Here is a 25,738-nt window from a genome sequence, read left to right on the forward strand (position 1 = left end):
GACAGGCACAAGCAATGGCAATGTTCAAGACCTTTATAAAAAAACCAGAACTACGGGGATAAATCGCAGCCGCGCGCAGCCGAAAGAACGCGAAAAGCGGCGATTTTCCTCGCTCCACGCGGCTTTGGCCGGCGAATTTGATCCTTGCCGCAGCAGATGGGAGATTGCTGCGCAGGAGTTGAATGAAATGAACGAGGCAAGGGTCGTCCCCTTTGTTAATCAAAAGGGGGGCGTGGGAAAGAGCACTGTGGTATCGAACATCGGCGTCGAACTCACCAGGCGCAGGCTACGGGTGGCGCTTCTGGATACAGATCCACAAGGGTCATTGATTCTCTGGCGCGACGGGCGCGACGCCGAGTGGCCGTTCGTTCGGTCACTGCGATCGCGAGATCTGCCGAACTGGCTCTCAAAGGCTCGCAAAGAATTCGATGCGATCCTGGTCGACACCCCCGGTCACGATATGCGCAGCCTGGCGGAAGTCGCGGTGGTGGCCGATCTGACGATGATTGTCTCCCAGGCGACGGTCCTCGCGAACGCGGCGACCGCCTACGTCCGGAAGGCGTTCATCGACGCCGGCCTGCCGTACGCGATCGTCCTGTCGCACGCGCCCGCGACGATGACCCCCCGATTGACGGCATGGCTCGATAAGCACAGGGAGCTGGGTGAGATCGCGGGCGGCTTCCTCGCTTATCGCGTCGATTTCCAGGACGCAGCGCTCCGCGGTCTCGGGGTGTCGGAGTACCGTCCCGATGGTGCGGCGGCCCACGAGGTGGCCCGCTTGACCGACTGGCTGCTGGAGCGGTTGGAGCTGACGTCGTGAAGAACCGCCCCTTAGATCAGGCCATCCGCGCGCAAGCCCTGCGCCGGGAGATCAAGCTGGCTGCCCAACGGCAGCCGGCCGACGAGGTTCGGACGACCTATTCCATTGCGCCTGATGCCCGACGCGCGTTGAGGATGCTGGCGGCCTCGCTGGACTGCGCGGCGAACGACCTCATCTGCATCGCGCTTGAAAATCTGCTGATGGCGCACGGTTCACAGCCAGTCTCCCTCACGCGAACCGACCTTCGCGACCAGTTGTCTCGCCTGGCGAGATCGCAGCCTCAAGAGCCGAACTCGGGCACCTAAGATCCGGGATGGTCCGAGCGCCCCAGTACGTTGCGCTAGATGCCTCCCGCCTTGCTCTCCGCCTCTCACGGGCAGAAATCCAATCCTTTAGGGCAGCCGACCGGAGGGACGTTGGGGGAAAGGAGGGCGGCAAATTTTTTTGTCGGCCCCCCGTTACATGGTATGAAAAAGAACACTTCCCGGACATCTTGGAACACTTGTTCGGCGATAGGTTTTCACCATAGCCGGCCGGCCTGAACTTCACCAACAAGTGTTCCGAACATCCCAACAAGTGTTCTGTCGAATCCATGAGTGTCGGTGTCGCGGCCGGCAAGTCCGGGTGCGGCGACCGCACAAGCGGCGCGGCGGGAGATCAAGCTAGCCAGTGAACGGCGACCGGCCGAAGAGGTCCGGACGACCTATTCTGTCGCGCCAGATGCCCGACGCGCTTTGAGGGTCCTGGCCGCCTCGCTGGACTGCCCGGTAAACGACCTCGTCTGCGTCGCAATCGAGGACTTGCTGACGGCGCACGGCATAGGATGTCCGCCGCTCTCTGCGGACGAGGACCGCATTGCAGGACCGCCAACAAAGCACGCCTTCACGCGGACCGCTACCCTTTCGCACACCTTGCATCAGCTGCAGCGGTACCAGCTGCGGATCCTCGTAACACCTATAACCGACTAGGTGTTAGTCGCGTTTCCCACTTGCCGAGCGGGCGTGGATAAAGCCGTCAGTACGACGAGGACATCCGCATGGGACCGCAATTCATTCGTTTCGACAAGTACGGCAAAGTCGGAGCGCACGCCAAGAATAGCTCGAAGCGCAAACGTTCGATGTTTGACATCGCTGCCGAGCAGGTGCGCGAGCCGTATGCTTGCCCTCATGTGACAGCTCCGAAGCCGCACATCCAGCGCTTCGGCTGCGATCCCCGTGAGGCGGTGGCAGTTGCGAGCGGCATTGCTGAACAAGCCGTCGATGCGCGAGGGCGTCGCCTTCGCAAGGACGCGCCACTTGTCCTTGGCGGCGTCATCTCGTGGCCCAAGCCGCTAGCCGAATGCCTTGAAGATGCCGAACAGATGGCCCGTTGGGCGGCGTTTCGTGATGATAGCATTGCCTGGATCCACCAGTATTGGGGCGACCATCTGATGAGTGTGGTCGAGCACGTGGACGAACCTCAACCGCACGTTCAGTTCATCGTCGTGGCCCCCCTCGATGCAAACCGCCGCATCCGCTTGACTAGTTTCCATCCAGGCCTCCGTGGGGAAAAGGCCGCAGCTGAGCGCGGCCTACCCAAGCGCGAGCAAAAGAAGGCCTATCGGAGCGCGCTGAAGGATTTCCAGGACAACTTTTATTATGACGTGGCCTCCCGGCACGGGTTGGCGCGCTACGGAAAGAAGCGCCAGCGCTACGAGCGCGACGAGTGGATGACCCGAAAGAAGGACAGGGAGGCGCTCGCAGAAGCAAGTCGACGCCATCGCCATCAGGCGCTCACGCTGACCGAGCGGGCTGAAGTCCGCGCGAACGAGGCCATCGCTCTGGTGCAACAGGATGCTCACCTCCAGATCGCCGCTATCGAGGCGAAGGCTGACAAGCGGCTGGCGCTCGTGACCGAAACGGCCGCTAAGCATTACAGGAATTTGGCGACAAAATACGCCGATACGCGGAACAAGCTTCTGAAGAACGAGGCGACGATCTCCGCCCAGGCGGCAGAGATCGAGCGGCTTCAGGAGAGGCTGAGAATGATTGAAGCAGCGCCTAGCGCTCCATGATCAGGTCTCGTGTGCAGAAAGTGACCCAGGCGTGACCCAAGGGCCAACACCAGCCGTTTTGGCGACCTCAGCCTACCTAACCGCACAGAAATTTCGCAAGTATTTTCAAGATGGTGGGGGGAGGCAGGACTCGAACCTGCGAAGCCATGAGGCGGCTGATTTACAGTCAGCTCCCTTCAAATCCGAACCGCAACCAGGAGCGTCCCGGGCCAGCCACCCCTCAAATCGAGAAGCACTTCACCGCCTCCGAAAGCTTCCGCGACGTCGTGATCGGGATGGTGGATGGCCTCACGGTCCCGTTCGCGCTCGTGGCGGGCCTTTCCGCGGCCGTTACCAACACGGACGTGATCGTCACTGCCGGCTTGGCCGAAGTTGTCGCGGGCGCGATCGCGAGGGGCCTTGGTGGGTATCTCGCTGCGCGCACGGATGCAGTGCATTACGCCGCGGAAGAGCAGCGGGAGCACCGCGAACGAGAGATCAACGAGGTTGAGCAGATCATCCGCGAGTATGGCCTTGAGGGCGATGCGCTCAAGTCCGTTGTCGGTGCGGTCGCGTCAAACCGGCCAGCGATGGGCCGACTTCATGATGAGATTCGAGTTGGGGCTGGAGCGTCCGGAGCCGAAGCGTGCCCCGATCGGCGCCGCCACGATCGGAGGCTCGCATGTGATCGGCGGTCTGATTCCGCTCGCGCCCTACATGTTCGCCCACGACATCGGGACGGCGCTGTATATCTCGGTCGCCGCGACCAGCGTCGCCCTGATCTGCTTCGGAGCGGTCAAAGGGCACTTCACCATTGAAGCAGAAGAGCGAGTCAGATTGGTGCAGCAGATTTTGCCCGCCGATTTTAGGTGGACGGAGGTCGAGAAATTCGAAGCGCTCGATCGTCGCCGCAGCGGTCGCGCTTTCCGCATCCCAAGGATAGCCCCTGGACGCTGAGGCGTCACAAACCTCAATGACGCGCGGGAGGTGCTTGGCACTAACGTAGCGAGACAAACAAGGCCCGGTGGAATATGCCCCTTAAGGCGACGCGACACTCGGCCGCGCGCCCGTCAGGACGCGGGATAGCTTTGGCACCGGTTGCATGGTCCACGAGTGTGGTCCAAGATGACGTTTACGGTCCATCATCTGCGGCGAAAAGCCGGTTCGGATCAAGCGCTTGATTGGGTTGCCGAGTATGGCTGGGGAACCTGGATTCGAACCAAGACAAACAGAGTCAGAGTCTGTTGTGCTACCGTTACACCATTCCCCAACGGAATAGCTGAACAAATTCAATAACTTGCTGACTTGTTCAACTGTCGCCGGAAGCGCGTTTGGCGCAAATCACGGCTCAGGCGTGGCAGGGTTCTACCCGCTCGGCTCTGGGCTGGCAAGCGCTCCGGTGGATGGATCACAGCCTAGTCCAGCTTGATGTTCGCGGCCCCGATCACCTTCTTCCAGCGCGCGGTCTCGGCGGCGATGTAGGCCGCGAACGGCTCGGAATCCACCGCGACCGCGGTGGCGCCGAGCTCGGCCAACTTCTGCACCGTCTCCGGCTGCTGCATGAAGGCGCGGATCTCGGCCGAGAGCTTTTCAACGATCGGCTTCGGCGTACCCGGCGGGGACGAAGAAGCCGTGCCAGGCCACCGCCTCGAAGCCGGGCAGGAATTCGGCGACGGCCGGCGCTTGCGGATCGAAGTCGGCGCGCTTGGGCGTTGCGGTCGCGAGCAGCGCGAGCTGGCCGGTCTTCACCTGCGGCAGCAGCAGCGGCACGTTGTCGAAGGCGAGATCGATCTGCCCGCTCAGCAGATCCGTCAGCATCTGGCTCGAGCCCTTGTACGGCACGTGCACCATCTTGGTGCCGGTCATCTGCTGGAACAGCTCGCCGGCAAGATGCTGCGAGGTGCCGACACCGGCCGAACCGAACGAGACCTTGTCCGGATTCGCCTTCAGATAGGCGATCAGCTCCGGCACGGTGCGCGCCTTGATCTTGTTGGGATTGACGACGAGCACGTTGGGCACGACGCTGATTTGGGCGATCGGCACCAGGTCCTTGTCCGGCTGGTAGCTGAGCTTCGGCCCGTAGAGCGACGGGTTGATCGCAAGCGCGGACGTGCTGGCAAGGCCGAGCGTGATGCCATCAGGCGCCGATTTCGCCAGCCGGGTCACGCCGAGGATCGAGCCGGCACCGCCGACGTTCTCGACCACGAAGGGCTTGCCGAACTTCGTCTGCAAATGGTTCGAGACCATGCGCGCGAAGATGTCCGCCGTGCCGCCGGCCGCGAAGGGAACGATCACCGTCACCTGCTTGGACGGATAAACATCCTGCGCCTTCATTGGCGACGTCGTCAGCAGTACCGCCGACACAAGACCAAGCCACATCGATCTCATCGAAGTTTCCTCACCTTTCACTGTGTTGTTGATTGACTGCCGCGCGCGACAGGACTGTTAGAACGCGACCTCGTATATGTTCAGGATCGCATCCCGACCCAGATCGCGCGGATTATTGTCGAGCAGGCGGCGAATGGCGTGCGCCTCATCGGCCATCACGCCGAGATCATGTTGGGGCACGCCGAGCGCGGACAGCCGCATCTCGATGCCGAGGTTCTTGCAGAAGGCGTAGGTGGCGTCGAATGCGAGCTTCGGATCGTTGCGTTCCGGCAACCCAAGCGCAGCCAGCACCGCGACCGTCTTCGCCTCCACGGCCGGCATGTTGAAGGCCAGCGTATGCGGGAAGATCGCCGCGCAGGCCAGTCCATGCGCCACATGATGACGCGTGCCGAGGGGATAGGCCACCGCATGGCCGGCGGTCGTGTTCACCGGTCCCAGGCAACAGCCGCCGTAGAGCGAGGCCAGCGCCAGGCCGGCGCGCGCCTCGCGGTCGTCGCCGTCGGCGACGGCACGCTCGAGATAATGTCCGACCAGCCGCGCGCCTTCGAGCGCGTAGAGGTCGATCGCCGGATGCGCCTTGCGGCTGGTATAGGCCTCGACGCAATGCGCCAGCGCATCGACGCCGGTCGCCGCCGTGACCTCCTTCGGCACGGTCATCGTCAGGTCGGGATCGACGATGGCGATGTCGGCCAGCATGAAGCGGCTCTGCACCGCCTGCTTGTTCTGGCTGACGGGATCGGTGACGAGCGCACGGGTGCCGGCCTCGCTGCCGGTGCCGGACGTCGTCGGAACCTGCATCAGCGCAACGCTGCGGCCAGCCACCTTCTCGGGCCCGACGATGTCGGCAAAGGGCACGTCATTCGTGCACATCACCGCGACCAGCTTGGCGAGATCCATCGCGCTGCCGCCGCCGAAGCCGACCACGAGATCGGGCTTGACATCGCGCGCCATCGCCACCGCCTTCTCGAGATTGGGCAGGTCCGGCTCGGGCTTGACCTCGCCGAACACCTTGACGGCGCCCGGCAGCGCCAGCGTGTCGACGCGGCGCGCGTTGAACGGGTCGGAGATCACCAGCGGCCGCTTGGCGCCGATCCGCTCGGCAAAACGCGCTGCGGCAATGATGGTGCCGTTGCCGAACTCCAGGATGGTGGGCCGCTGGATTTCGATGGGCGTGAAGGCGTTGGTCATCATGCGTTCGATCTCATGATTTCGATGCGGAGGCGCCAGCGGCCAGCCGCTCGGCATAGTCGATGGCCTCGATCAGGCTGTGTTCGTTGGCGATGCCTTTGCCAGCGATGTCGAAAGCGGTGCCGTGATCGACGGAGGTACGGATGATCGGCAGGCCCAGCGTGATGTTGACCCCAGAGAGCTCCTGCCAGCGGCCGGTCGCGGGATCGACCTGGAAGCCGAGCAGCTTGACCGGAATGTGCCCCTGGTCGTGATACATCGCGACCGCTGCATCGTACTGGCCGGCGCGCAGCTTGACGAAGATGGTGTCGCCGGGGACGGGGCCGACGACATCGAGACCATCGGCGACCGCTTTCGCGATCGTCGGCGCGGAAACGTCGATATCCTGCCGGCCGAACAGGCCGCCCTCGCCGGCATGCGGATTGAGCGCGGCAATCGCGATCTTCGGCTTGGCGATGCCGAGCCGCAGCAACGCGTCGTTGGTGAGGTCGATCACCATGCGCAACCGTTCCGGCGTCAGACGCTTCGGCACGTCCTCCAGCGCCACATGGGTCGAGACGTGGCTGACACGCATGTTGCCATGGGCGAGCAGCATCACCGAGCCGCGCACGCCGGTGAGATGCGCCAGCATCTCGGTATGACCGGGGAAATGATAGCCTGCCTTGTTGAGCGCTTCCTTGTTGAGCGGCGCGGTGACGATCGCTGCGGTCCGGCCCGCCTGCGTCAGGCGCACGCCCTGCTCGATCGCCTTGTAGGCAAAGCGGCCGCCATCGGCGCTGAGCACGCCAGGCTTGATCGGATCGCCTTCGGCGTCGGCTTGCAGGTAGCAGAGGTTGGGCCAGTCACGCTCCGCCGTCGAGACTTGAGGGATTGCAATGTCGGTCCCGAGTACAGCCTTCGCGCCATCGAGCGCCGCGCCGCTGCCGATGATCAGCAGGCGCAGATCGCCTTTCGCGATCCGGTCCTTCAGCCCGACGCAGGCCTTGACGATGATCTCCGGCCCGATTCCCGCAGGATCGCCCATGGTGATGGCAAGATGACGAGAGGTCACGTCAGACTCCCCTTGCTGATTAAATGATTGTCTCGAAGTAGATCGCGCCATAGCTCGCTCGGGCCGAATGCGCCTGATTTCGAGATGACATCGACACCGGCCCAGCGGCCGCCTTGCAGGATCGAACGCGGTAGTCCCGGCACGATACGCCCTGTCACCTGAAGCGCCTGAGCGCCAAGGGCAACGCAGGCCGCTTTCAGGGTCTCTCCACCGGCCACGATCAGCGTGCCCGGCGGTTCGAGGGCCGCGATCAGCGCCGTCATCTCGCGCGCGATCCGGCGCGCCGCCTCGGCGCGCGACAGCCCGTCGGCAAGGGCAAATTTGACCAGCGCCACGCCCTCGTCGGTCAGCTTGCCTCGAACGCCCGCACCACCCTCGCCTTCAGTCAGCGCAATCGTAGCTTCGCCACACGCCGCGAGCTGGGCCGCGGTGGCAGTTTGATCGGAGCCGAACAGGCCCAGCACCGGCAGATTCAATCGGCTCGGCGCATCGGCACGATGACCGCGGGCCAGCGCACCGGCCAAGCCGCCGCTGCCACACCACAGCATGGGCCCGGGCATGCGCCGCGCCATGTCGACGACGCGATCGAGGTCGAGGTCGCTCTCGGCATCGAACACCTGAACACCGCCTTGCGAGAGCGTGCCAGGCGTGCCCTGTCGTGCCTCGATGCCGTCTTGGCTCAGTTGATCCAGCAAATTGTCGCCGACCCGATGCCAATCGCCATGCACCGTGCGCGCGAATTGCTGGCCACCGACGGTGCGACGCCCCTGATAATCGAACGCGGGCGCGACCACGCAGGAGGCCCAATGTCCGCTGCGCAGACAGGCGCCAAGCTCGGCTGCCCACGGGCCCCGAAGGAGGCTGTCGACTTTCTTGTAGGCGATCGTCCCGCCCTGAAGGTACGGCACCAGTCGCCCAACGATCTCGACGCTCTCGGCCTTCGACCGCTCACGGGTGCCGCTATCGATTGCGAGGCTCCCGGACTCTCGCGGCGCAAACCCTTCCGACCAGATGACATCGAACGGTCCGCACAGGCCGACGAACTCCGCTGCGGTGTCGAGCGCACCGGTGAGATCGTCGGCCAACAGGCGGATGCTCGTCATCGTCATGCTGCTCCCGCGCCGAAGATCTTGCCCGGGTTCATCAAGCCGTTCGGATCGAACAGTCGCTTGATGTCGCGCATCAACTCGATGTCGTTGGGATCGGTGACGCGGGCGAGCCGGCCACGATTGGTAATGCCGATGCCGTGCTCGGCACTGATCGCCCCGCCCTGCGCCGCGGTCTCGTCGTCGACAATCTCATTGATCTCGGTCACCAGAGCAGCCGTCGCGGCCGGGTCCTGGCAACGGGCGCGATCGATCAGTGCGATGACATGGATGTTTCCGTCGCCGATATGGCCGTGCATCACCACGTTCGCATGCGGAACGGCGGCCTTGATGCGGGCTTCGACATTGGTGACGAAGACAGCCTGACGCTCCAGCGGTACCACGCTGTCATGCGACACGACATAGCCGCTGCGTTTGTTGCCTTCGGACACACTGTGCCTGACAGCCCAGATCGCCTTGGCCTGCGCGAGGTTGGACGCAAGGATTACATCCTCCGCAAGCCCGGCCTCCATCGCCTCCCCCAGCACCGTGGCGAGCGCCTCGTCGAGATCGACGCCCGCGAGCGTATCGGTGACTTCGACGATCAAATACCATGGCGTCGTCAGCTCGAAGGGAATGGTCACATGCGGCACGGTCTCGGCGATCGCCTCGATCTGCGACCGCGACATGATTTCGAGGCTGCCGAGCCGGTCGCCGACCGTGCCGCGCAGGCGCTGCATGATCTCGAGCGCCTGCTCCACGCCCTGCAATTTCAGCAACGCCAGCGCCGAGCTGCGCGGCGGCGCGAACAGCTTCAGCACGGCCGCGGTGACGATGCCGAGCGTCCCCTCTGCCCCGATGAAGAGCTGCTTGAGCGCGTAGCCGGTGTTGTCCTTGCGCAATGCGCGCAGGCCGTTGAAGACGCGTCCGTCAGCCAGCACGACTTCCAGCCCGAGCACGAGATCGCGCGTCGGCCCGTAGCGCAGCACTGCCGTGCCGCCAGCATTTGTCGAGATGTTGCCGCCGATCTGGCAGGAGCCTTCTGCCCCAAGACTCAAGGGGAAATAACGGTCGGCGGCGCGGGCGGCATTCTGCACGTCGGCTAGAATGCAGCCGGCTTCCACCGTGATCGTGTCGGCGAGCGGACTGACGTCGCGCACGGCCCGCATCCGGTCGAGTCGGATCACGACATTGCCCGGACGATCGTCCGGCGTCGCTGCCCCGCACATGCCCGTGTTGCCGCCCTGCGGCACGATTGCAAGCTGCCTCGCGCCGCAGAATTTCACGACGGCAGCGACCTCCGCGGTCGAGCCCGGTTTCACCACCGCGGCCGCGCGACCTTGATAGCGCCCGCGCCAGTCCACCACATAGGACTCCTGGTCGGACCCGGGCGCGATGACGTGCTTGTCGCCGACGATCGCAGCAAGCCCGGCCAAGGCATCCTGGAAAGAGTCGGACATCGGATCGCCCCGCCTTTCGCGCCGGCTCTAGGCGACGGCTGCGAATGCAGCGGCCGTCGCGAGCAGCTCCTTCGCCTGAGCTGACGGCAAGGACCCCAGCGGCGGCCGCAGACGCTGCCATCCGGCATGGCCGGTGCGCTCGGCCACCAGCATCTTCAGCGACGCCATCTGCGGGAAGCGCGACACCAGCTCGCGCGCCTTCACGATGCGCGCCTGCGCCGCCTTGAGCGCCGCGTCGTCGTCACTGTCGCGATAATGCTTGTAGACATAGGCAAGGTCGCGCGCGACCAGATTGGAGGTCGCGGTGATGCAGCCCGCACCGCCCCTGCGCAGCAACGGCAGCAGCAAAGGATCAGCTCCGACCAAGACTGAAAAGCCCGGGAAGCGTTCGACCATGGCGGTCATGTTGGCGAAATCGCCGGAGGAATCCTTGATGCCGGTGAAGGTGGCCGGATAGGCCTTGCGCAGCCGCTCGATCAGCGCATGCGAGATCGGCTGCGCCGACATCTGCGGGATGTGATACAGCACGACCTTAAGCCTGGCATCGCCGATGCGCTGCACGACTTCACTATAGGATGCAAAGATGCCGTCGTCCGTGACACCCTTGTAGTAGAACGGCGGCAACATCACGACGGTATCGACGCCGACCGAGAGTGCATGACGCGTCAGCGCAATGGTCTCGGTGAGCGCGGCGACGCCCGTTCCGGGAAGAAGCCGCTGCGGCGCGATGCCCGTGGCCACCGCCGCTTCGAGCAGCGCCATGCGCTCAGCCGCGGAGAACGAGTTCGCCTCGCCTGTCGTTCCCAACAGCGCGATGCCGTCGCAGCCTTCATCCAGCAGATAGCGGCAGTGCGCGACGAAGCGCGCATGATCGGGCGCGAGCTCGGCGTCGAGCGGCGTCAGCGCCGCGGAAAACACGCCATGTGGATGGAGCGATGATTTCGACAAACTTCCTCCGATCGTCAAGGTATTGTTCGGAATGCGAACATTTGTTATTAGCTTGGCCTGTCGTAAAATCAGCTGGCAGCCACGTCAAGGGCGGTAGCTGCCATGGCAAGGTATTCGAGCATGGCCAAGGTCGAAAAGAAGGCCACCAAGCGCAAATCGGAATCGCCCCCGAAAAATCCAAAGAACTACGTTGCTTCCGTCGGGAAGGCCTTTGCCGTGCTCCAGAGCTTCAGCAGCGAGGCTTTCGAGCTGACCCTGAGCGAGATTGCCGCAATTGCCGATCTCGATCGCGGGACGGCGTTCCGCCTGATCCAGACCCTGGTCGAGCTCGGCTATCTCCAGGCCGTTCCGCAAAGCCGCCGGTTCCGACTTGGCGTCGCTTGTCTCGACCTCGGTTACACCGTGCTCTCGCATGGATCGCTGCGGCCGATGGTCGAGCCGCTGCTGCGCGACCTCGTGCCGGATGTCGGCGACGCGGCCTCACTCGGCATCCTCGACGGCGGCGACGTCGTCTATCTTGCGCGGATCGGCGCGGGCCTTGATCGCCACAAGATGGACCGCCGGCCGGGCACGCGTATTCCCGCCTACAGCGCCGCACTCGGCCACGTCATGCTGGCGCATCTGGCGCAGGACGAGCAGATCGCGCGGCTGGAATCGCGCCCGCGCGTCAAACTGTCGGAGCGGACGCTGACCGATCTCGATGCCCTGCTCGCCCGGCTCGATCAGGTCAAGAAGAAAGGTCATGCCGTCTCCGACGGCGAGAACGCATATGGCCTGCGCACGCTGGCAACACCGATCTTCGACGCGCAAGGTCACGTGATCGGAGGATTGAGCGTCACCGTCGATGCGATGCGCATGGACATGGCAGCCTTCCGTGATCAGGCGCTGCCGCGGCTGATGCAGGTGACGGCCCAAGTGCAGGATCTCGCGATCAAGTCGGGATTGACGAGCTGAGCGCAGGTCGGCGCGACTAGATCACGATATGATCGAAATCGGCGGCGATCCCAGTGTTCGGAAATATCCTCGCCGCCTCGGCCAAAATCTCATCGTCCTCGTACCGTCCCGACATATGGGTCAGCACGAGTTGGCGGACGTTGTTCGCGGCCGCAAAGGCGGCCGCTTCGGCCGCGGTGAGATGGCCGTAATTCCGCGCGGTTGCGGCGTCGCGTTCGAGGAACGTCGCCTCGATTACCAGCATATCGGCGTCAGCGACGTAGTTGGACAGTCCGTCGGTGGTCTCGATGTCGCCGATCACCACGAGTTTCCTGCCGCCGCTGGGCGGGCCCAAAACCTCTTCCGGATCGACCGCCCGGTCGGCGATCACGACCGCTCGACCTGCGGCCAGTTCGCCGCGCACGGGACCATCAGGGACACCAAGCGCTTCAAGGCGCTCGGGTCGAAGGTGGCGACGTGCGGGGCTTTGGAACACGAAACCAAGACTATCGGTGTCGCGATGACGGACCGGAAAGCAGGCGATGGTGAAATCCCCCGCGTCGATGACCTGTCCTTCGGTCAGGGCTACGAACTCGACCGCGATCGGCGCCCCGCCCGCACCCCACAGGCCGGCGAGCATTCGGATGACGACGTCGAGTGTGCCCTGCCCGCCATGGACGTTCATCACCTCGGCGCTCTGCCGCAATCCCAGTGTTGAAAACAGACCGGGGATGCCGAGCACGTGGTCGAGATGAGCGTGCGTCAGCAGCACGCGGTCGAGCCGCCGAAAGCCCGCGCCGCTCCTCAAGAGCTGGCGTTGCGTGCCCTCCCCGCAATCGATCAGGATGCGCTTGCCCGCGGCCTCCACGAGGAGAGCCGGATGGTTGCGTTCCGCGGAGGGGACGCTTGCCGAAGTGCCGAGAAATGTCAGGGCGAACATGATCGTCGATGTCCAGCGACCGCCCCTCGCCGCGACGACACGGTGGACGGTCTCACCGCCCCCAATGCCACGCGAGCGGCAGCACGTACAGGCCCATCGAGCCGCTCGTGCGGTCGAGTTCGGTGACGCGTTTGACAGGTGGGGCAAAACAGCGGCACGCTGGCAGAATCGCCTTTCGTAAGTTCGTCTCCGCACCGAGGCCACCAGCCGTTCCGGACCAGGGCTGGTTCGGATCGCGAGGTCTCCAATCGGCAGCAGACCTGCTGCCCGTTGCGCGGTCTCCTCGTCACGTTTCAAACGTTGCATGATCCATGCATGGTCGGTTCGCGAATTGCAGCTTCGCGGCCGAGATGGAATGGAGGTCTTGATGCAGAGAGCCGCAGGCGCTGCTGACTTGGATTACGGCTCGATCAGCGCACTTCTCGGCGCCCTGCACGCGCGCAAGGTGTCAGCGTCGGAGTTGCTCGAACACACGATTGCGCGCATCGAGGCGCTGGATGGCAAGATCAACGCCATCATCGTTCGCGATTTCGATCGCGCGAGAGAGGCCGCGCGCAGTGCCGATGCCGCGCTTGGCCGCGGCGAACGGAAGCAGCTGCTCGGCATTCCCGTGACGATGAAAGAACCGTTCAATGTTGCCGGCCTGCCGACGACCTGGGGCTTTCCGCATTTCAGGGATTTCCAACCGACGGAGGATGCGCTCGTCGTCTCGCGTCTCAAGGCAGCGGGCGCCATTATCGTCGGCAAGACCAATATTCCGGTCGGCCTCCGGGATTTCCAGAGCTACAACGAGATCTACGGAACCACCAACAACCCCTGGGATCTCGGCCGCTCGCCCGGTGGCTCCTCAGGCGGATCGGGAGCGGCGCTGGCCGCCGGCTTCGGTCCGCTCTCGATCGGCTCGGATATCGGCGGCTCGATCCGGGTGCCAGCGCATTTCTGCGGCGTGTTCGGACACAAGCCGAGCCTCGGCTTGGTCCCGCTGCGCGGATACAGCCTGCCGCCGGCACTGCCCGTCCCTGGCCAGGGCGATCTCGCTATCGTCGGGCCGATGGCACGCACCGCCTCGGACCTCGCACTGTCACTCGACGTCATTGCCGGCCCCGACGAGTGGCGCGACGGGATCGGCTATCGCCTGGCGCTGCCCGCCCCGCGGCATGACCATCTCAAGGATTTCAGGATCCTCGTGATCGATACCCATCCGCTGATGCCGACGGGCGACGCCGTGCGTTCAGCCATTGGGCGATTGGCCGACCGGCTCGACAGATCGGGCGCACGGGTCGCCCGCTCAAGCACCTCGTTGCCCGATCTTGCGGAGTCCGCGCGGCTCTACATGAAGCTGCTCAACGCCGCACGAAGCCCGCGCCTGACGCCGGCCGCGCTCGCCGAGGCGCAAAGACTGGCCGCGGCCCTTTCGCCCGACGACCGCAGCCTTGAGGCCGAACGCGCCCGCGGCTGGGGCATGATCCATCGTGACTGGCTCGCGATCGATGCGGCGCGCCTGCAGCTGCAGCAGCGCTGGCAGCAGTTCTTCCGCGACTTCGATGCGGTGATCTATCCCGTCGCCGCCGTGCCGGCCTTTCCTCACGACCATTCCGAGCCGTTCGACGCGCGGCAGCTCGATATCGACGGCAAGCTCTACAACTACTCGGATGCGTGCTTCATCTGGGCCGACCCGGCTTCGACCTGCGGTCTGCCGGCAACCGCCGTTCCAATCGAACGAACGCCGACCGGCCTGCCCGTCGGCGTTCAGATCATCGGGCCGTATCTGGAGGACCGAACGACGATTGCGCTCGCCGGCCTGATCGAACGCGAGTTCGGCGGCTTTGTCCCGCCGCCGGGGCTGCCTGCAACGCGATCTGCGAGATAGCTACGTCTTGTCGACCGACTGCGCCTCGACCGCCTGTACGGCAACGGTCGCGACCTGCCGCAGCGCTTCGCGATCGGCGCCGGAGGACGCCATCACGCCCATGCCGACGGACACGGCCGAGACATAGCGCGCCAGCGCGGCAGGATCGGAGCTCTCCTTGAGATCGCCTTCTGCCTTGGCGCGGATGAAGCGGTCGCGGAGCTGGTCCTCGTTCTGGGCGCGGCGGGCGGCGAGCTCGAACGGGACATTCTCGGAGCCGCTGCCGCAGGCGATGCCGCCCTGCACGAGCAGGCAGCCGGGCGGATTGGCGGGATCGGTCTGCTTGTCGGCGATGCCCATCAGCATCCGCTCGGCGACGTCGCGGGCGGTCGGAGCCGCGACCACCTCGTCCATCCAGACGCCACGCAATTTGGTGTAGCGGTCGAGCGCGGCCTTCAGCAGACCTTCCTTGTTGCCGAAACAGGCGTAGAGGCTCGGGGGATTGATGCCCATGGCCTCGGTCAGCTGCGCGATGGTGGCGCCTTCGTAGCCATGGCGCCAAAACACTTCCATCGCCTGGTCCAACGCCGTTTCGGCGTCGAATTCGCGGGGGCGTCCCATGCGCATGTGCCTGTCTCCTCGGAATCGGCCAACCTTCTCAGGCTAACGCTTGCTCCTATCTATTTGTTCTAACTTTCTTTTTCTTGTGTCTTCCAATTGTCGCGGTATCGGCGTACATTTTTCTTAGCGATTGGTACATAAGTATCTTGCGCTGCGGTATCCAGCTCCACATCTGTAGTGAACACTACATATCTGGAGCGCGCAAATGCACCCCTCCCAAGAAACGTCTTCGGCCGGCCGTTTTCGCCGTCTTCTCGGCGGCGTCGCCATCGTCGGCGCCCTCGCCGCCGCCGGCTCGATCGCGACCGGCCACTACTTCCACGCCGCCCAGGCGACGGCAACGGCCGCCGCGGCTGAACAGGCCGTCCCCGTCACGGTCGCGCTGATCGAACCCAAGCAGACCGTGCTGTGGGACGATTTCTCCGGCCGGCTCGAAGCCATCCAGCGCGTCGAGCTGCGCCCGCGCGTGGCCGGTGCGATTCTGTCGACCAACTTCACCGAAGGCGCGCTGGTGAAGGCCGGCGAGGTCCTGTTCAAGATCGACCCGGCGCCTTACGCGGTCGAGGTCGACAAGGCCAACGCCCAGCTCGAGGCGGCGAAGGCGCGCGTGGTGTTCACCACCAGCGAGGTCGAACGCGGCGCGCAGCTCGTCGGCAATGCCGTGGTGACACGGCGCGATTTCGATCAGCGCGAGAATGCCAACCGCGAAGCGATCGCCAATGTGAAGGCGGCCGAGGCAACGCTCCAGACCGCAAAGCTCAATCTCGATTACACCGAGGTCCGCGCGCCCGTGGACGGCCGCGTCGGCAAGATCGAGGTCACCGTCGGCAATCTCGTCGCCGCCGGCACTGCCTCCCCGGTGCTGACCTCGCTGGTCTCGGTCAATCCGATCTACGCCTCGTTCGATGCGGATGAGGAGGTCGTGCTGCGCGCGCTGAACTCGATCGCGGATGCCACGGGCCAGCGCGGCAAGCTCGACCAGATTCCGGTGGAGATGACGACCTCGGGCGGCCTTTCCGCCAAGGGCCACATCCAGCTGATCGACAACCAGGTCAACGGCCAGAGCGGCACCATCCGTGTCCGCGCGGTGTTCAAGAACGAGGATGGCCGCCTCATCCCCGGCCAGTTCGCCCGCGTGCGCATGGGCCAGCCGAAGCAGCAGACGCTGGTGATGATCGACGAGCGCGCGATCGGCACCGACCAGGACAAGAAGTTCGTGATGGCGGTCGGCGACGACAGCCGCGCGGTGTACCGACCGATCACGCTCGGCGGCGCCGTGGATGGATTGCGCGTCGTGACCGCGGGCCTGAAGCCCGGCGACCGCATCGTCGTCAACGGCCTGCAGCGTGTGCGTCCGGGCGCCCTCCTCAAGACGGAGATCGCGGCGATGGGCGCGCGGGGGCAACAGGCTTCGAACCACAGCAACCAGGACGTGGTGCAACGCTAGTTCTCTGTCATTCCGGGGGCGCCTAGCGCGAACTACGGTGCGCAACTGCGCACCTGAGGATCTCGAAGTAACAGAACTCCGACCGTTTCACCTCCGGATTCCGGCTTGGCGCACAATGCGCGCGCCCCGGAATGACGGGGGAGTTGCCGGAGACACGAACGATATTGCCCAGGGGCAAGACCATGAATCTCTCAAAGTTCTTCATCGATCGTCCGATTTTCGCCGGCGTGCTGTCGGTCCTGATTTTCCTCGCAGGGCTGATCTCGCTGTTCGCGATGCCAATCTCGGAATACCCCGATGTCGTGCCGCCCTCCGTCGTCGTGCGTGCGACCTATCCCGGCGCCAATCCCAAGGTGATCGCGGAGACGGTGGCAACGCCGATCGAGGAGCAGATCAACGGCGTCGAGAACATGCTGTACATGTCGAGCCAGGCGACCACCGACGGCGCAATGACGCTGACGGTGACGTTCCGCCTCGGCACCGACCCTGATAGGGCGACGCAGCTGGTGCAGAACCGCGTGCAGCAGGCCGAACCGCGCCTGCCGGCGGTGGTGCGCCAGCTCGGCATCATCACCAAGAAGTCCTCGCCCGACCTCACCATGGTGGTGCATCTGCTGTCGCCGAACGGCCGCTACGATATGACGTATTTGCGCAATTATGCGGTGCTCAACGTCAAGGACCGGCTCGCCCGGATCGACGGCGTCGGTGACGTCCAGCTCTATGGTGCCGGCGACTATTCGATGCGGGTCTGGGTCGATCCGCAGAAGACCGCCGAGCATGGGCTGACCGCAAGCGATATCGTCAAGGCGATCCAGGCCCAGAACGTCGAGGCCGCCGCCGGCGTGGTCGGCTCCTCGCCCAACGTGAAGGGCATCGACCTGCAGCTCTCGGTCAATGCCGAGGGACGCCTTGCCAACGAGGACCAGTTCGGCGACATCGTGGTGAAGACCGGCGCCCGTGGCGAAGTCGTTCGCCTGCGGGACCTCGCGCGTATCGAGCTCGGCGCCTCCGAATACGGCCTGCGCTCGCTGCTCGACAACAAGCAGGCGGTGGCGATCCCGATCTTCCAGGCGCCCGGCTCCAACGCGCTTCAGATCTCCGACAATGTTCGTGCCACCATGGCCGAGATCAAGAAGAACATGCCCGAGGGCGTGTCCTACCAGATCGTCTACGATCCCACCCAGTTCGTGCGCTCCTCGATCGAGGCGGTGATCCATACGCTGCTCGAAGCGATCGCACTGGTGGTGCTGGTCGTGATCCTGTTCTTGCAGACCTGGCGCGCCTCGATCATCCCGCTGCTGGCAGTGCCGGTGTCGATCGTCGGCACCTTTGCCGTGATGCACGTGTTCGGCTTCTCCATCAACGCGCTCAGCCTGTTCGGCCTGGTGCTCGCGATCGGCATCGTCGTCGACGACGCCATCGTCGTGGTCGAGAACGTCGAGCGCAACATCGAGGCCGGGCTGTCGCCGCGCGATGCCACCTATCAGGCGATGCGCGAGGTGTCGGGACCGATCATCGCGATCGCCATGGTGCTGATCGCGGTGTTCGTGCCGCTCGCCTTTATCTCCGGCCTCACCGGGCAGTTCTACAAGCAGTTCGCGCTGACGATCGCGATCTCGACCGTGATCTCCGCCGTCAATTCGCTGACGCTGTCGCCAGCGCTATCGGCCCTGCTGCTCAAGGGACATGACGAACCGAAGGACAAGCTGACGCTGATCATGGAGAAGGGTCTCGGCTGGTTCTTCCGCCGCTTCAATCGGGCGTTCACCTATTCGTCTGGAAGTTACAGCGGCACCGTTACCAAGGTGATCTCGGGCAAGGCCGCCGTGATGGGCCTCTATGTTGTGCTGGTCGGCCTCACCGCTCTGTTGTTCCAACAGGTGCCGAGCGGTTTCGTGCCCGGTCAGGACAAGCAATATCTGGTCGGCTTCGCGCGCCTGCCCGACGGCGCGACCCTCGACCGCACCGAAGAGGTGATCCGCAAGATGAGCGACATCGCGCTGACCCAGCCCGGTGTCGAGAGTTCGGTGGCCTTCCCCGGCCTGTCGATCTCCGGCTTTACCAATTCGTCCAATGCCGGCATCGTGTTCTCGACGCTGAAACCGTTCGACGAGCGGAAGGATCCCTCGCTGAGCGGAAATGCAATTGCGGCCGAGCTCAACAAGAAATATGCCGGCATCCAGGAAGCCTTCATCGCCATGTTCCCGCCGCCGCCGGTCAACGGCCTCGGCACCATCGGCGGCTTCAAGCTGCAGATCGAGGACCGCGCCGGTCTCGGCTATGACGCACTGAACGAGGCGACCAAGGCGTTCATGGCGGCGATGCAGAAGGCGCCGGAGATCGCCGGCGTGTTCTCGAGCTTCCAGGTCAACGTGCCCCAGCTGTTCGCCGACATCGACCGCACCAAGGCGCTGCAGCTCGGCGTGCCCGTCACCGAAGTCTTCAACACGCTGCAGATCTATCTCGGCTCCTACTACGTCAACGACTTCAACAAGTTCGGCCGTACCTATTCCGTCCGCGTCCAGGCCGACGCGCCGTTCCGCGCACGTGCCGACGACATCAGGCAACTGAAGGTGCGCTCGTCGTCGGGCGACATGGTGCCGTTGTCGGCGCTGCTCAAGATTCGCCAGAGCGCGGGGCCGGAGCGCGCGATCCGCTACAACGGATTCCTGTCATCCGACATCAACGCGGCGGCCGCGCCCGGCTTCTCCTCGGGCCAGGCGCAGGAGGCGGCGACGCGGATCGCGGCCGAGGTGCTGCCGCCCGGCTTTGCCTTCGAATGGACCGACCTGACCTATCAGGAATTCATCGCCGGCAATTCCGGCATCTGGGTGTTCCCGCTGGCGATCCTGCTGGTCTTCCTGGTGCTGGCAGCGCTTTACGAGAGCCTGACACTGCCGCTCTCGATCATCATGATCGTGCCGATGGGCCTCTTGGCCGCGATGTTCGGCGTCTGGATCTCCAAGGGCGACAACAACGTCTTCACCCAGATCGGACTGATCGTTCTCGTGGGGCTCTCGGCCAAGAACGCGATCCTGATCGTCGAATTCGCGCGCGAGCTCGAATTCGCCGGGCGGACGCCAATCCGGGCTGCGATCGAGGCGAGCCGCTTGCGGCTTCGCCCGATCCTGATGACGTCGATGGCCTTCATCATGGGCGTGCTGCCGCTGGTGCTCTCGACCGGCGCGGGCTCGGAGATGCGGCGCGCCATGGGCGTTGCCGTGTTCTCCGGCATGATCGGCGTCACCGTGTTCGGCCTGTTCCTGACGCCGGTGTTCTATGTGTTGCTGCGGACCGTCACCGGCATGAAGCCGCTGACGCATCACGGCAGCGACACCAGCGCGGCGCCAGTCCAGACCGTGAGCCACTAGACCAGGGAAATCCCTGAGAGCAGCAACAACACGAGCACGGTCTTGCGAAAGACCGTCTCGTTGACGCGGTGGAAGGCGATCACACCGAGCGCCGAACCGGTGAACAACGCCGGCAGGCTGATTGCGAGATCGACGAAGACCTTGGACGACAGGTCCTGATGTCCGACCAGCAGCGTGATGGCGAAGAGCTGCATGGCGGCGATGAACGGCTGCACAAGGCCGCGTTGCTCGCTTTTGGGCATGCCGCGCATGTCGCACCAGATCGTGGGAACGGCGCCCGGCATTGCCGTCAAACCGCCGACGAGCCCGCCTCCGAACCCGATCAGCGCGACCCAATGCCGGCCGACGGCCTCGCCCGCCGTGACCAGCGTCGGCCGCAGCAGCATGTAGGCCGCATAGAGCGCGACGACGATGCCGAAGCCGCGACGGAGCAGATGCGTGTCGATGCTTTGCAGCAGCGATACCGCGATCGGAACGCCGATCAATCCGCCGACGATCAGCAGCAGACTGCCCTCCCAGCGGATGTTGCGCCGGAGCGCCCACAGATTGGTCGCCTGCACGCCGATGCTGCACGCCATCATCAGCGGCACGGCCTCAAGCGGCTGAAACACGCGCAGCAGGACAGCGCCGGCGACGGCCGAAAACGCGAAACCGGAGAGCCCCGAAACGAAGGCCCCGGCGAATACGGCAACGCTCAGCAGAATCAGAGTCGTGACATCAGGCACGGACCGTCCTCCGGTCAATCGGTAGGAATCTGCGGAGCGTCGGCATCCAGGCCCTCGGGGCAGACGGCCGCCGTGTGCGCAAACGACATTTGTGTCGCCTGGGCGCGGGACCGTTCCAGGATTGCGAGTCCGACCAGCTGAAGAGTGACCAGCGCCGCGGTCAGAACGATCGCGACGATGTTGAAATTACGCGCGCTCGAAGGCCGGCTGGCCGGTGGGACGTTCACCCGCATCAGATCCGTGGGCATTTCTCGAAATATCCTTTTCCTTGCTGACCGAAATGATGTCGTTCAAAGGCAATGTTTCGTCCGGCCGAGCCAGCAGATGGTGATAGCGCCGCAAAGCGCGCTGAGCGTCGATCTTGCGCTGCTCGCGAAACACAGCACCGACGCGAGCGATGATGTCGCGGAACTTGTCGGCCATAAGTGCGATCCTTGGCATGACGATCTCCTCTCAACCTGTACGGGATGATGTTGAGATTCACTCCAGCCTGCTGTGAGTTGCTTCACAGAAAAAACTGACACGTCGAACAAGAAGCCGTGTGACGTGTCTCTAGAAGAGAACGAAAAACATCGCGTCATTCGATCGAACGACGCGCGATAACTTTCTAATGATGTTGCTGTTGGAACCTGGCTGCGAGCTAAAGCGATCAGTCCTATAACGCGGGTGCGCGTCAGTGCAGGAGCGGATTGGAAAATCCCGCCACGAGCTTGACGAGATCGGCCTGACGGGAAACGCTGGTCTTGGCGAAGACGCGATGCAGATGCGTCTTCACTGTCGTTTCGGCGATTCCCAGCGCCGCCGCCGTCTCCGGCACACCCCCGACCTCGACGATCGACTGCAGAACCCTCAGTTCCGCAGGCGTCAATTCGAAGGTGCGGTCGATCAGACCGGCACATGAGCGGCTGTCGAGTTCCGCTTTCCAGACAAGCAAGGCTCCGACGGCCGACGTACGCTCCGTCGCGCCATCGCGCAGCAACGACGGCAGCGCAATCACGTGAGCGACGAAGTGCGATCCGTCATGCGACGTCAGAGGGATCTTTCGGCCCTCGGCCGCCGCGACGGCAACCTCTCCAGGGTCACGGAAGATGTTGCGCAGGTCCCGATTGGCCTCGGGCGATCTCGTCACCAGCCGGCCCGAAATGGAGCGCAGAACATCGTCGGCGGCGAGGATCGTCTCCGCGGCCGGATTGCTGTGGACGATCCGGCAGGCGGAATCGAGCACGATGACGCCGGCATTCAGGCGGTCCACGACGTCGGCCATCGCGGTCGCGCGTTGCTGCTTCCGCTCGATCGCGCGGTTGATCATCAGCGCCCGGCTCGCATGCGGGACGAGGGACTGCATGCGCGCACGTTGCTCGGCATCGAGCATGTCCCTGCCCGGGATGACGGTCATCAACATCGGACACGGCGACGTCGACTGCTCCAGCACCACGTTGGCGACGTCGACGCAGCCCTGGGGACGCAGCCATTCCTGATAGAAGCGCCCGCGGCGGTACTCGTCGAAATTCACGAGGTCCGGAATGTTGCGCACTTCGCCGTACCGGGGGAGCCGGGCGAGCGGATCGTACTTTGAGTAGGTTTCGGAATAGAGCTGGATGTAGTGCGGATCGACCCCGCAATAATAATGGGTCGCACCGGACTTGCTGACCGTATCCTTCGAAATCAAGCCACAGGCCCGGCTGCCGATGAACGCATTGAGCATGACGACGACTTCGGCCCACAGCTCAGGGTGGAGCCCTGCATCGTAGATGCTCTCGATCAGCTCGGCTTGCTGGGGAACTCGGGACATCCGAAGAGCTATGGTCAAACGCGATTGCGGAAAATGTTCTTCATGCCCTGCGGCTATCGTGAGTCTGTCACGGCGACAAAAGGTTCAACCCCGACAGCGGGTTTGGGCGGATCAATTGACGAACGGATTGGCAAGTCCCGCCGTGAGCTTGACGAGATCGGCCTGCCGGGGAACGCCGGTCTTGGCGAAGACGCGACGCGTTGCTCATGCCTGGTCCCAGCCCTGCTTTTCCCTACACTCCGACCAGACCGGGGCGCGATAGATCTCATTCCCGCCGGCGTCCCTGACACGGATCCAGGCGTCACGATCGCGCAGATCGTCGCGCCAAATGAACAGGTGTCTGGCCATCTCGTCGGCAACGACGAACGTCGCGCCAGCTTGCTCGAAGATCATGCCGCCGGGATCGATCTTCACGATATTGCCGACCAGGAGGTCGAAAAAGAAACGGCGCATTTGATACTCCGGCTGCCGATGCCGCACTGTGGTCGCGTGTTCGCAATCAGGGATCAGGTCGAATCCCCGCACGCGGATTGAAATTGGGAAAGTCGCGCGCGGCTACGGCATCTCGCCGCTCCTGACGTCGCTCGGCGTCGCGTTATAGGTCCGGCGGAAGCAGCGGTTGAAATACGAGAGATCGCCGAATCCGACGTCGTAGGCGATCGAGCTCACCGTCCGCTCGGCATATCCGGGCTCGCGCAGCATGCGATGCGCGCGCTTGACGCGCTGCTCGATCAGGAAGGAGGAGAACGTCTTGCCGTCGGCCTCGAACAGGCGCTGGAGATAGCGCGGCGTCACGCCGAGCTCCTGGGCGACTGAGGCTACCGACAGATCCTGCCGCCAGCAATTGTTGGCAATGGAGACTTTCGCCTTCTGCAGCCGAGCCGCCTTGACGCCGCGCCGTCCGGCCAGCTCCCGCGTCTCGCCGCTCGCGCCGAGGACGACTGCCAGAAGATCATGCAGATGCCGGACCCCGAGTTGCCGGAGCTCGGGCGTCTCGAACGCTTTCTCCCGCACCAGCGTCACCGCATAGTCGACCAGCAGCCTGAGCCCGGTGGACCATCCCGGCATGACACGCATCACGGCATCATCGACATCCACGATCATCGGCGCCAACACACGCCTCGGCACACGCAGCGAAAAGCAGCCCCCCAGCGACAACCGTTCGAACGTCGTGACGTCCTCCGCGCTTGTCAGGACCGCCTCTCCCGCATGGAGCCTCAGGTCGTGCCCTCGCTCGGATATCCCGAGAACGCCGGACCTGTTCACGATCAAGGCGAGACTGTCGTCGCCATCGGCCACCAGCTGCTTGGTGCGGATGACCCGCGCTCCGCACAATCCTCCGATCAACAACTGGGCTCCCGGCAGGACGTGCGACGTGAAGCTCGCCGCGGCCGGCTTTCCTTCTCTTGCCTCGACCTCCGCCTTCAACACTCCGCGACAATAGAAATCGCGAAGCATCGAAATGCGCTCGCATTCTGGAATTTCGTTCGTTGAAACATTGAGAACCGAAAAATCAATCATGCTGCTCACTGCAATCTCTCCAACCGACGAGCAGGCCGGCCATTTGCTGTCGTTCCCTCACACGCGCTTTCGATGCCGACGCGGCATGTTCGTGCGGCGCACGCTGCTCTTCTTTTCGGAAGCGCGATATACGAAAGTCTCGAATGACTCGCGTCCTGCGTTCGGATGACCCGCGAGATCGGCTCATCACAATGGATTGAGAGCGCGGCGCGTAACGTCGACGCATGTGAAAACGAATTATACGGCCCCGTCGCCGCCCTGCGTTCGCCGCGCGAACGGCACGGCAAAGCCGGCGGCGATCTTCACCAGATCGGCCTGCCTGCCTGCGCCTGTCTTCTCGAACAGGCGCCCAAGATGCGTTTTCACCGTGGTCTCCGCGACGCCAAGCTTTGCAGCGATGTCGGGAACGCCGCCGATCTCTATGATTGCCATCAGCACGCGCAATTCGGACCGCGTCAGCCTGAAGGCCGCCGCAATCGCGTCGCTGGCGAGCAATGGCAGCATGGAAGCTCTTTGAACGAAGAGCATCGTGGCTGCAGCGTCGCGCGGTAGATTGCCATCCCGCTTCAGCGGAAAGGCATGGAGCAGATAATGCTGCCCATCGGCCGACGTCGCAAGCTCGATCTGACGAGGAGTGTCGGAATGTGTGCCTGCATCGATTTCGCACAGGCCACGGAATATTTTGTCGGTCCGGGTGTTGCGGGCCACGATCCTGTCGCCAACCAGCGCAAGCAGGTTGGCATCGGCGAACAACTGGCGGCATGCCGCGTTGGCGTGGACGACCCGGCCGTCCGCGTCGAGCAGGCAGATCGCCGTGTTCAATCCGTCGAGCACGTCGGCAAGGTCGTCCACCGTATGAGAGCGGGCGCGGATGTGCCGGCCCATGAACTGCGACCGCTGGATGTGCGGGGCAAGCAGCCGCATGCGTTCACGCATGGAGTCGTCGACGGTTCCGCGGGAGCGATGGCGCAACACCTGGAGAATCGTGGTGCGGGCGACCGTCTTCTCGAGTGCGACCGTGGCGAGGTCGATCGCCCCTTGCGGTTCCACCCACTCGCGATAGAAGCTCGTATCCAGAAAATCCGCATGGGGCATGATGTCGGTGACGCCGATCGTCTGTTCGGACGCGCGAGAGAGATGGCGATCGAGCAGAAGGTCGAGCTCCACATAGCGGTCGCGATAAAGCTGGCGGAAACGCGCATCGGTTCCAAAATGCTGGTGAATCTCGATCGAAAGCCGCGCCGAATCCCTGGACACGATCATCGCGGCACAACCGCCGACGTAATGCGCAACCTGCTCCAGTGCGCCGCTACGCAGCGCGGGATCGACCGCCGCATCGTAGATCTCGCCGATGAGGGACGAGAACCGATTTGCCTGGTAGGTGGTCATCGGGCGGACAACGCAATCTGCGCGCGCCCCGTGCGAGACGCAGAGCCCGCGATCCGGGAACCAGGGGAGAAGACGGGCCGGTCAATTGCCGCCTTCGACGAGGAAAAGACGTGGCAGCCAGATGCTGGAATATCGAACATCGTCCTTGCGTAACGTCAACCGCAGGGTGCGGCTTGGA

24 protein-coding genes, 2 tRNA genes and 1 pseudogene are annotated in these 25,738 nt (G+C 64.0%); 9 read left to right on the forward strand and 18 right to left on the reverse strand.

What is annotated here, in order from left to right; all coding sequences use genetic code 11:
• The 3 genes from XH84_RS26120 to XH84_RS26130 form a co-directional block, all read left to right on the forward strand.
• Positions 1-820, forward strand: an 820-nt coding sequence (locus XH84_RS26120; protein ID WP_164937398.1) for a ParA family protein, incomplete at its 5' end; no start/stop codon positions are given.
• Complete coding sequence (locus XH84_RS26125) at positions 817-1,125, forward strand: hypothetical protein (RefSeq protein WP_128922363.1); 309 nt, start codon at positions 817-819, stop codon at positions 1,123-1,125. The genes XH84_RS26120 and XH84_RS26125, both read left to right, overlap by 4 nt.
• 731 nt (positions 1,126-1,856) lie before the next feature.
• On the forward strand, positions 1,857-2,873 hold the full coding sequence (locus XH84_RS26130) for a plasmid recombination protein (RefSeq protein ID WP_128922364.1): 1,017 nt from the start codon (positions 1,857-1,859) through the stop codon (positions 2,871-2,873).
• Positions 2,874-2,984: 111 nt separating this feature from the next.
• Here XH84_RS26130 and XH84_RS26135 read toward each other — a convergent pair.
• Positions 2,985-3,092, reverse strand: a tRNA-Tyr gene (locus tag XH84_RS26135).
• A 56-nt stretch (positions 3,093-3,148) separates the two neighbouring features.
• On the opposite strand from XH84_RS26135, the pseudogene XH84_RS41680 reads away from it, so the two are divergent.
• Positions 3,149-3,809 (forward strand): annotated as a pseudogene (locus XH84_RS41680) (VIT1/CCC1 transporter family protein).
• Positions 3,810-4,048: 239 nt separating this feature from the next.
• On the opposite strand, the gene XH84_RS26145 reads toward XH84_RS41680, so the two are convergent.
• From XH84_RS26145 to XH84_RS26175, 8 genes are all read right to left on the reverse strand, one after another.
• A tRNA-Gln gene (locus tag XH84_RS26145) sits at positions 4,049-4,122 on the reverse strand.
• 145 nt (positions 4,123-4,267) lie between these two features.
• Positions 4,268-4,414 carry a hypothetical protein gene (locus XH84_RS40985; protein ID WP_245471854.1) on the reverse strand — a complete coding sequence of 49 codons (147 nt, stop codon included), beginning with the start codon at positions 4,412-4,414 and terminating at the stop codon, positions 4,268-4,270.
• Positions 4,415-4,442: 28 nt separating this feature from the next.
• Positions 4,443-5,240 carry a Bug family tripartite tricarboxylate transporter substrate binding protein gene (locus tag XH84_RS26150; protein WP_245471855.1) on the reverse strand — a complete coding sequence of 266 codons (798 nt, stop codon included), beginning with the start codon at positions 5,238-5,240 and terminating at the stop codon, positions 4,443-4,445.
• A 57-nt stretch (positions 5,241-5,297) separates the two neighbouring features.
• Entirely contained in the window at positions 5,298-6,428 is a 1,131-nt protein-coding gene (locus tag XH84_RS26155) for an iron-containing alcohol dehydrogenase (protein ID WP_245471872.1), read from the reverse strand.
• Between the two features lie 13 nt (positions 6,429-6,441).
• Positions 6,442-7,479 (reverse strand): 4-hydroxythreonine-4-phosphate dehydrogenase PdxA, encoded by a 1,038-nt coding sequence (gene pdxA, locus XH84_RS26160; RefSeq protein WP_128922366.1) that lies wholly within the window; start codon positions 7,477-7,479, stop codon positions 6,442-6,444.
• Entirely contained in the window at positions 7,476-8,582 is a 1,107-nt protein-coding gene (locus tag XH84_RS26165) for a four-carbon acid sugar kinase family protein (protein ID WP_128922669.1), read from the reverse strand. The genes pdxA and XH84_RS26165 overlap by 4 nt, the downstream gene beginning before the upstream one ends.
• 2 nt (positions 8,583-8,584) lie before the next feature.
• Positions 8,585-10,024 carry an FAD-binding oxidoreductase gene (locus tag XH84_RS26170; RefSeq protein ID WP_128922367.1) on the reverse strand — a complete coding sequence of 480 codons (1,440 nt, stop codon included), beginning with the start codon at positions 10,022-10,024 and terminating at the stop codon, positions 8,585-8,587.
• 27 nt (positions 10,025-10,051) lie between these two features.
• Positions 10,052-10,972, reverse strand: a complete 921-nt coding sequence (locus tag XH84_RS26175; protein WP_164936626.1) for a dihydrodipicolinate synthase family protein — start codon at positions 10,970-10,972, stop codon at positions 10,052-10,054.
• Positions 10,973-11,092: 120 nt separating this feature from the next.
• On the opposite strand from XH84_RS26175, the gene XH84_RS26180 reads away from it, so the two are divergent.
• Positions 11,093-11,926 (forward strand): IclR family transcriptional regulator, encoded by an 834-nt coding sequence (locus XH84_RS26180; RefSeq protein ID WP_128922368.1) that lies wholly within the window; start codon positions 11,093-11,095, stop codon positions 11,924-11,926.
• A 16-nt stretch (positions 11,927-11,942) separates the two neighbouring features.
• Here the strand turns inward: XH84_RS26180 and rnz are convergent, their stop codons facing one another.
• Positions 11,943-12,845, reverse strand: coding sequence for a ribonuclease Z (rnz, locus tag XH84_RS26185; protein ID WP_128922671.1), 903 nt, complete (start codon positions 12,843-12,845; stop codon positions 11,943-11,945).
• Positions 12,846-13,212: 367 nt separating this feature from the next.
• On the opposite strand from rnz, the gene XH84_RS26190 reads away from it, so the two are divergent.
• Positions 13,213-14,715: an amidase gene (locus XH84_RS26190; RefSeq protein WP_430641962.1), complete on the forward strand. Its 1,503-nt coding sequence runs from the start codon at positions 13,213-13,215 to the stop codon at positions 14,713-14,715.
• Here XH84_RS26190 and XH84_RS26195 read toward each other — a convergent pair whose 3' ends face one another.
• Positions 14,716-15,321, reverse strand: a complete 606-nt coding sequence (locus XH84_RS26195) for a TetR/AcrR family transcriptional regulator (RefSeq protein WP_128922370.1) — start codon at positions 15,319-15,321, stop codon at positions 14,716-14,718. It abuts the gene before it with no gap.
• A 199-nt stretch (positions 15,322-15,520) separates the two neighbouring features.
• Here XH84_RS26195 and XH84_RS26200 point away from each other — a divergent pair, with 199 nt between their 5' ends.
• The gene (locus tag XH84_RS26200; RefSeq protein WP_128922371.1) at positions 15,521-16,762 is read left to right on the forward strand and encodes an efflux RND transporter periplasmic adaptor subunit; all 1,242 of its coding nucleotides are present in this window, start codon (positions 15,521-15,523) and stop codon (positions 16,760-16,762) included.
• A 182-nt stretch (positions 16,763-16,944) separates the two neighbouring features.
• Positions 16,945-20,133: an efflux RND transporter permease subunit gene (locus tag XH84_RS26205; RefSeq protein WP_128922372.1), complete on the forward strand. Its 3,189-nt coding sequence runs from the start codon at positions 16,945-16,947 to the stop codon at positions 20,131-20,133.
• Here XH84_RS26205 and XH84_RS26210 read toward each other — a convergent pair.
• The 7 genes from XH84_RS26210 to XH84_RS26240 form a co-directional block, all read right to left on the reverse strand.
• Positions 20,130-20,858 carry a sulfite exporter TauE/SafE family protein gene (locus XH84_RS26210; RefSeq protein ID WP_128922373.1) on the reverse strand — a complete coding sequence of 243 codons (729 nt, stop codon included), beginning with the start codon at positions 20,856-20,858 and terminating at the stop codon, positions 20,130-20,132. The genes XH84_RS26205 and XH84_RS26210 overlap by 4 nt on opposite strands.
• A 14-nt stretch (positions 20,859-20,872) precedes the next feature.
• The gene (locus XH84_RS40410; protein ID WP_128922374.1) at positions 20,873-21,106 is read right to left on the reverse strand and encodes a hypothetical protein; all 234 of its coding nucleotides are present in this window, start codon (positions 21,104-21,106) and stop codon (positions 20,873-20,875) included.
• The gene (locus XH84_RS26220) at positions 21,045-21,281 is read right to left on the reverse strand and encodes a hypothetical protein (RefSeq protein ID WP_245471873.1); all 237 of its coding nucleotides are present in this window, start codon (positions 21,279-21,281) and stop codon (positions 21,045-21,047) included. The genes XH84_RS40410 and XH84_RS26220 overlap by 62 nt, the downstream gene beginning before the upstream one ends.
• A gap of 250 nt (positions 21,282-21,531) precedes the next feature.
• Complete coding sequence (locus XH84_RS26225; protein WP_128922376.1) at positions 21,532-22,650, reverse strand: helix-turn-helix transcriptional regulator; 1,119 nt, start codon at positions 22,648-22,650, stop codon at positions 21,532-21,534.
• Positions 22,651-22,854: 204 nt separating this feature from the next.
• Positions 22,855-23,103 (reverse strand): DUF6894 family protein, encoded by a 249-nt coding sequence (locus XH84_RS26230; protein ID WP_128922377.1) that lies wholly within the window; start codon positions 23,101-23,103, stop codon positions 22,855-22,857.
• Positions 23,104-23,205: 102 nt separating this feature from the next.
• Positions 23,206-24,171, reverse strand: a complete 966-nt coding sequence (locus XH84_RS26235) for a helix-turn-helix transcriptional regulator (protein WP_181769663.1) — start codon at positions 24,169-24,171, stop codon at positions 23,206-23,208.
• A gap of 237 nt (positions 24,172-24,408) precedes the next feature.
• Positions 24,409-25,338, reverse strand: a complete 930-nt coding sequence (locus tag XH84_RS26240; RefSeq protein ID WP_245471856.1) for a helix-turn-helix transcriptional regulator — start codon at positions 25,336-25,338, stop codon at positions 24,409-24,411.
• Here XH84_RS26240 and XH84_RS40990 point away from each other — a divergent pair.
• Positions 25,309-25,713, forward strand: coding sequence for a hypothetical protein (locus XH84_RS40990; protein ID WP_245471857.1), 405 nt, complete (start codon positions 25,309-25,311; stop codon positions 25,711-25,713). The two genes, XH84_RS26240 and XH84_RS40990, sit on opposite strands and share 30 nt — an antisense overlap.
• Positions 25,714-25,738: the final 25 nt, after the last annotated feature.

The organism is Bradyrhizobium nanningense, assembly GCF_004114535.1.
In the GTDB taxonomy this organism is placed as follows: domain Bacteria; phylum Pseudomonadota; class Alphaproteobacteria; order Rhizobiales; family Xanthobacteraceae; genus Bradyrhizobium; species Bradyrhizobium nanningense.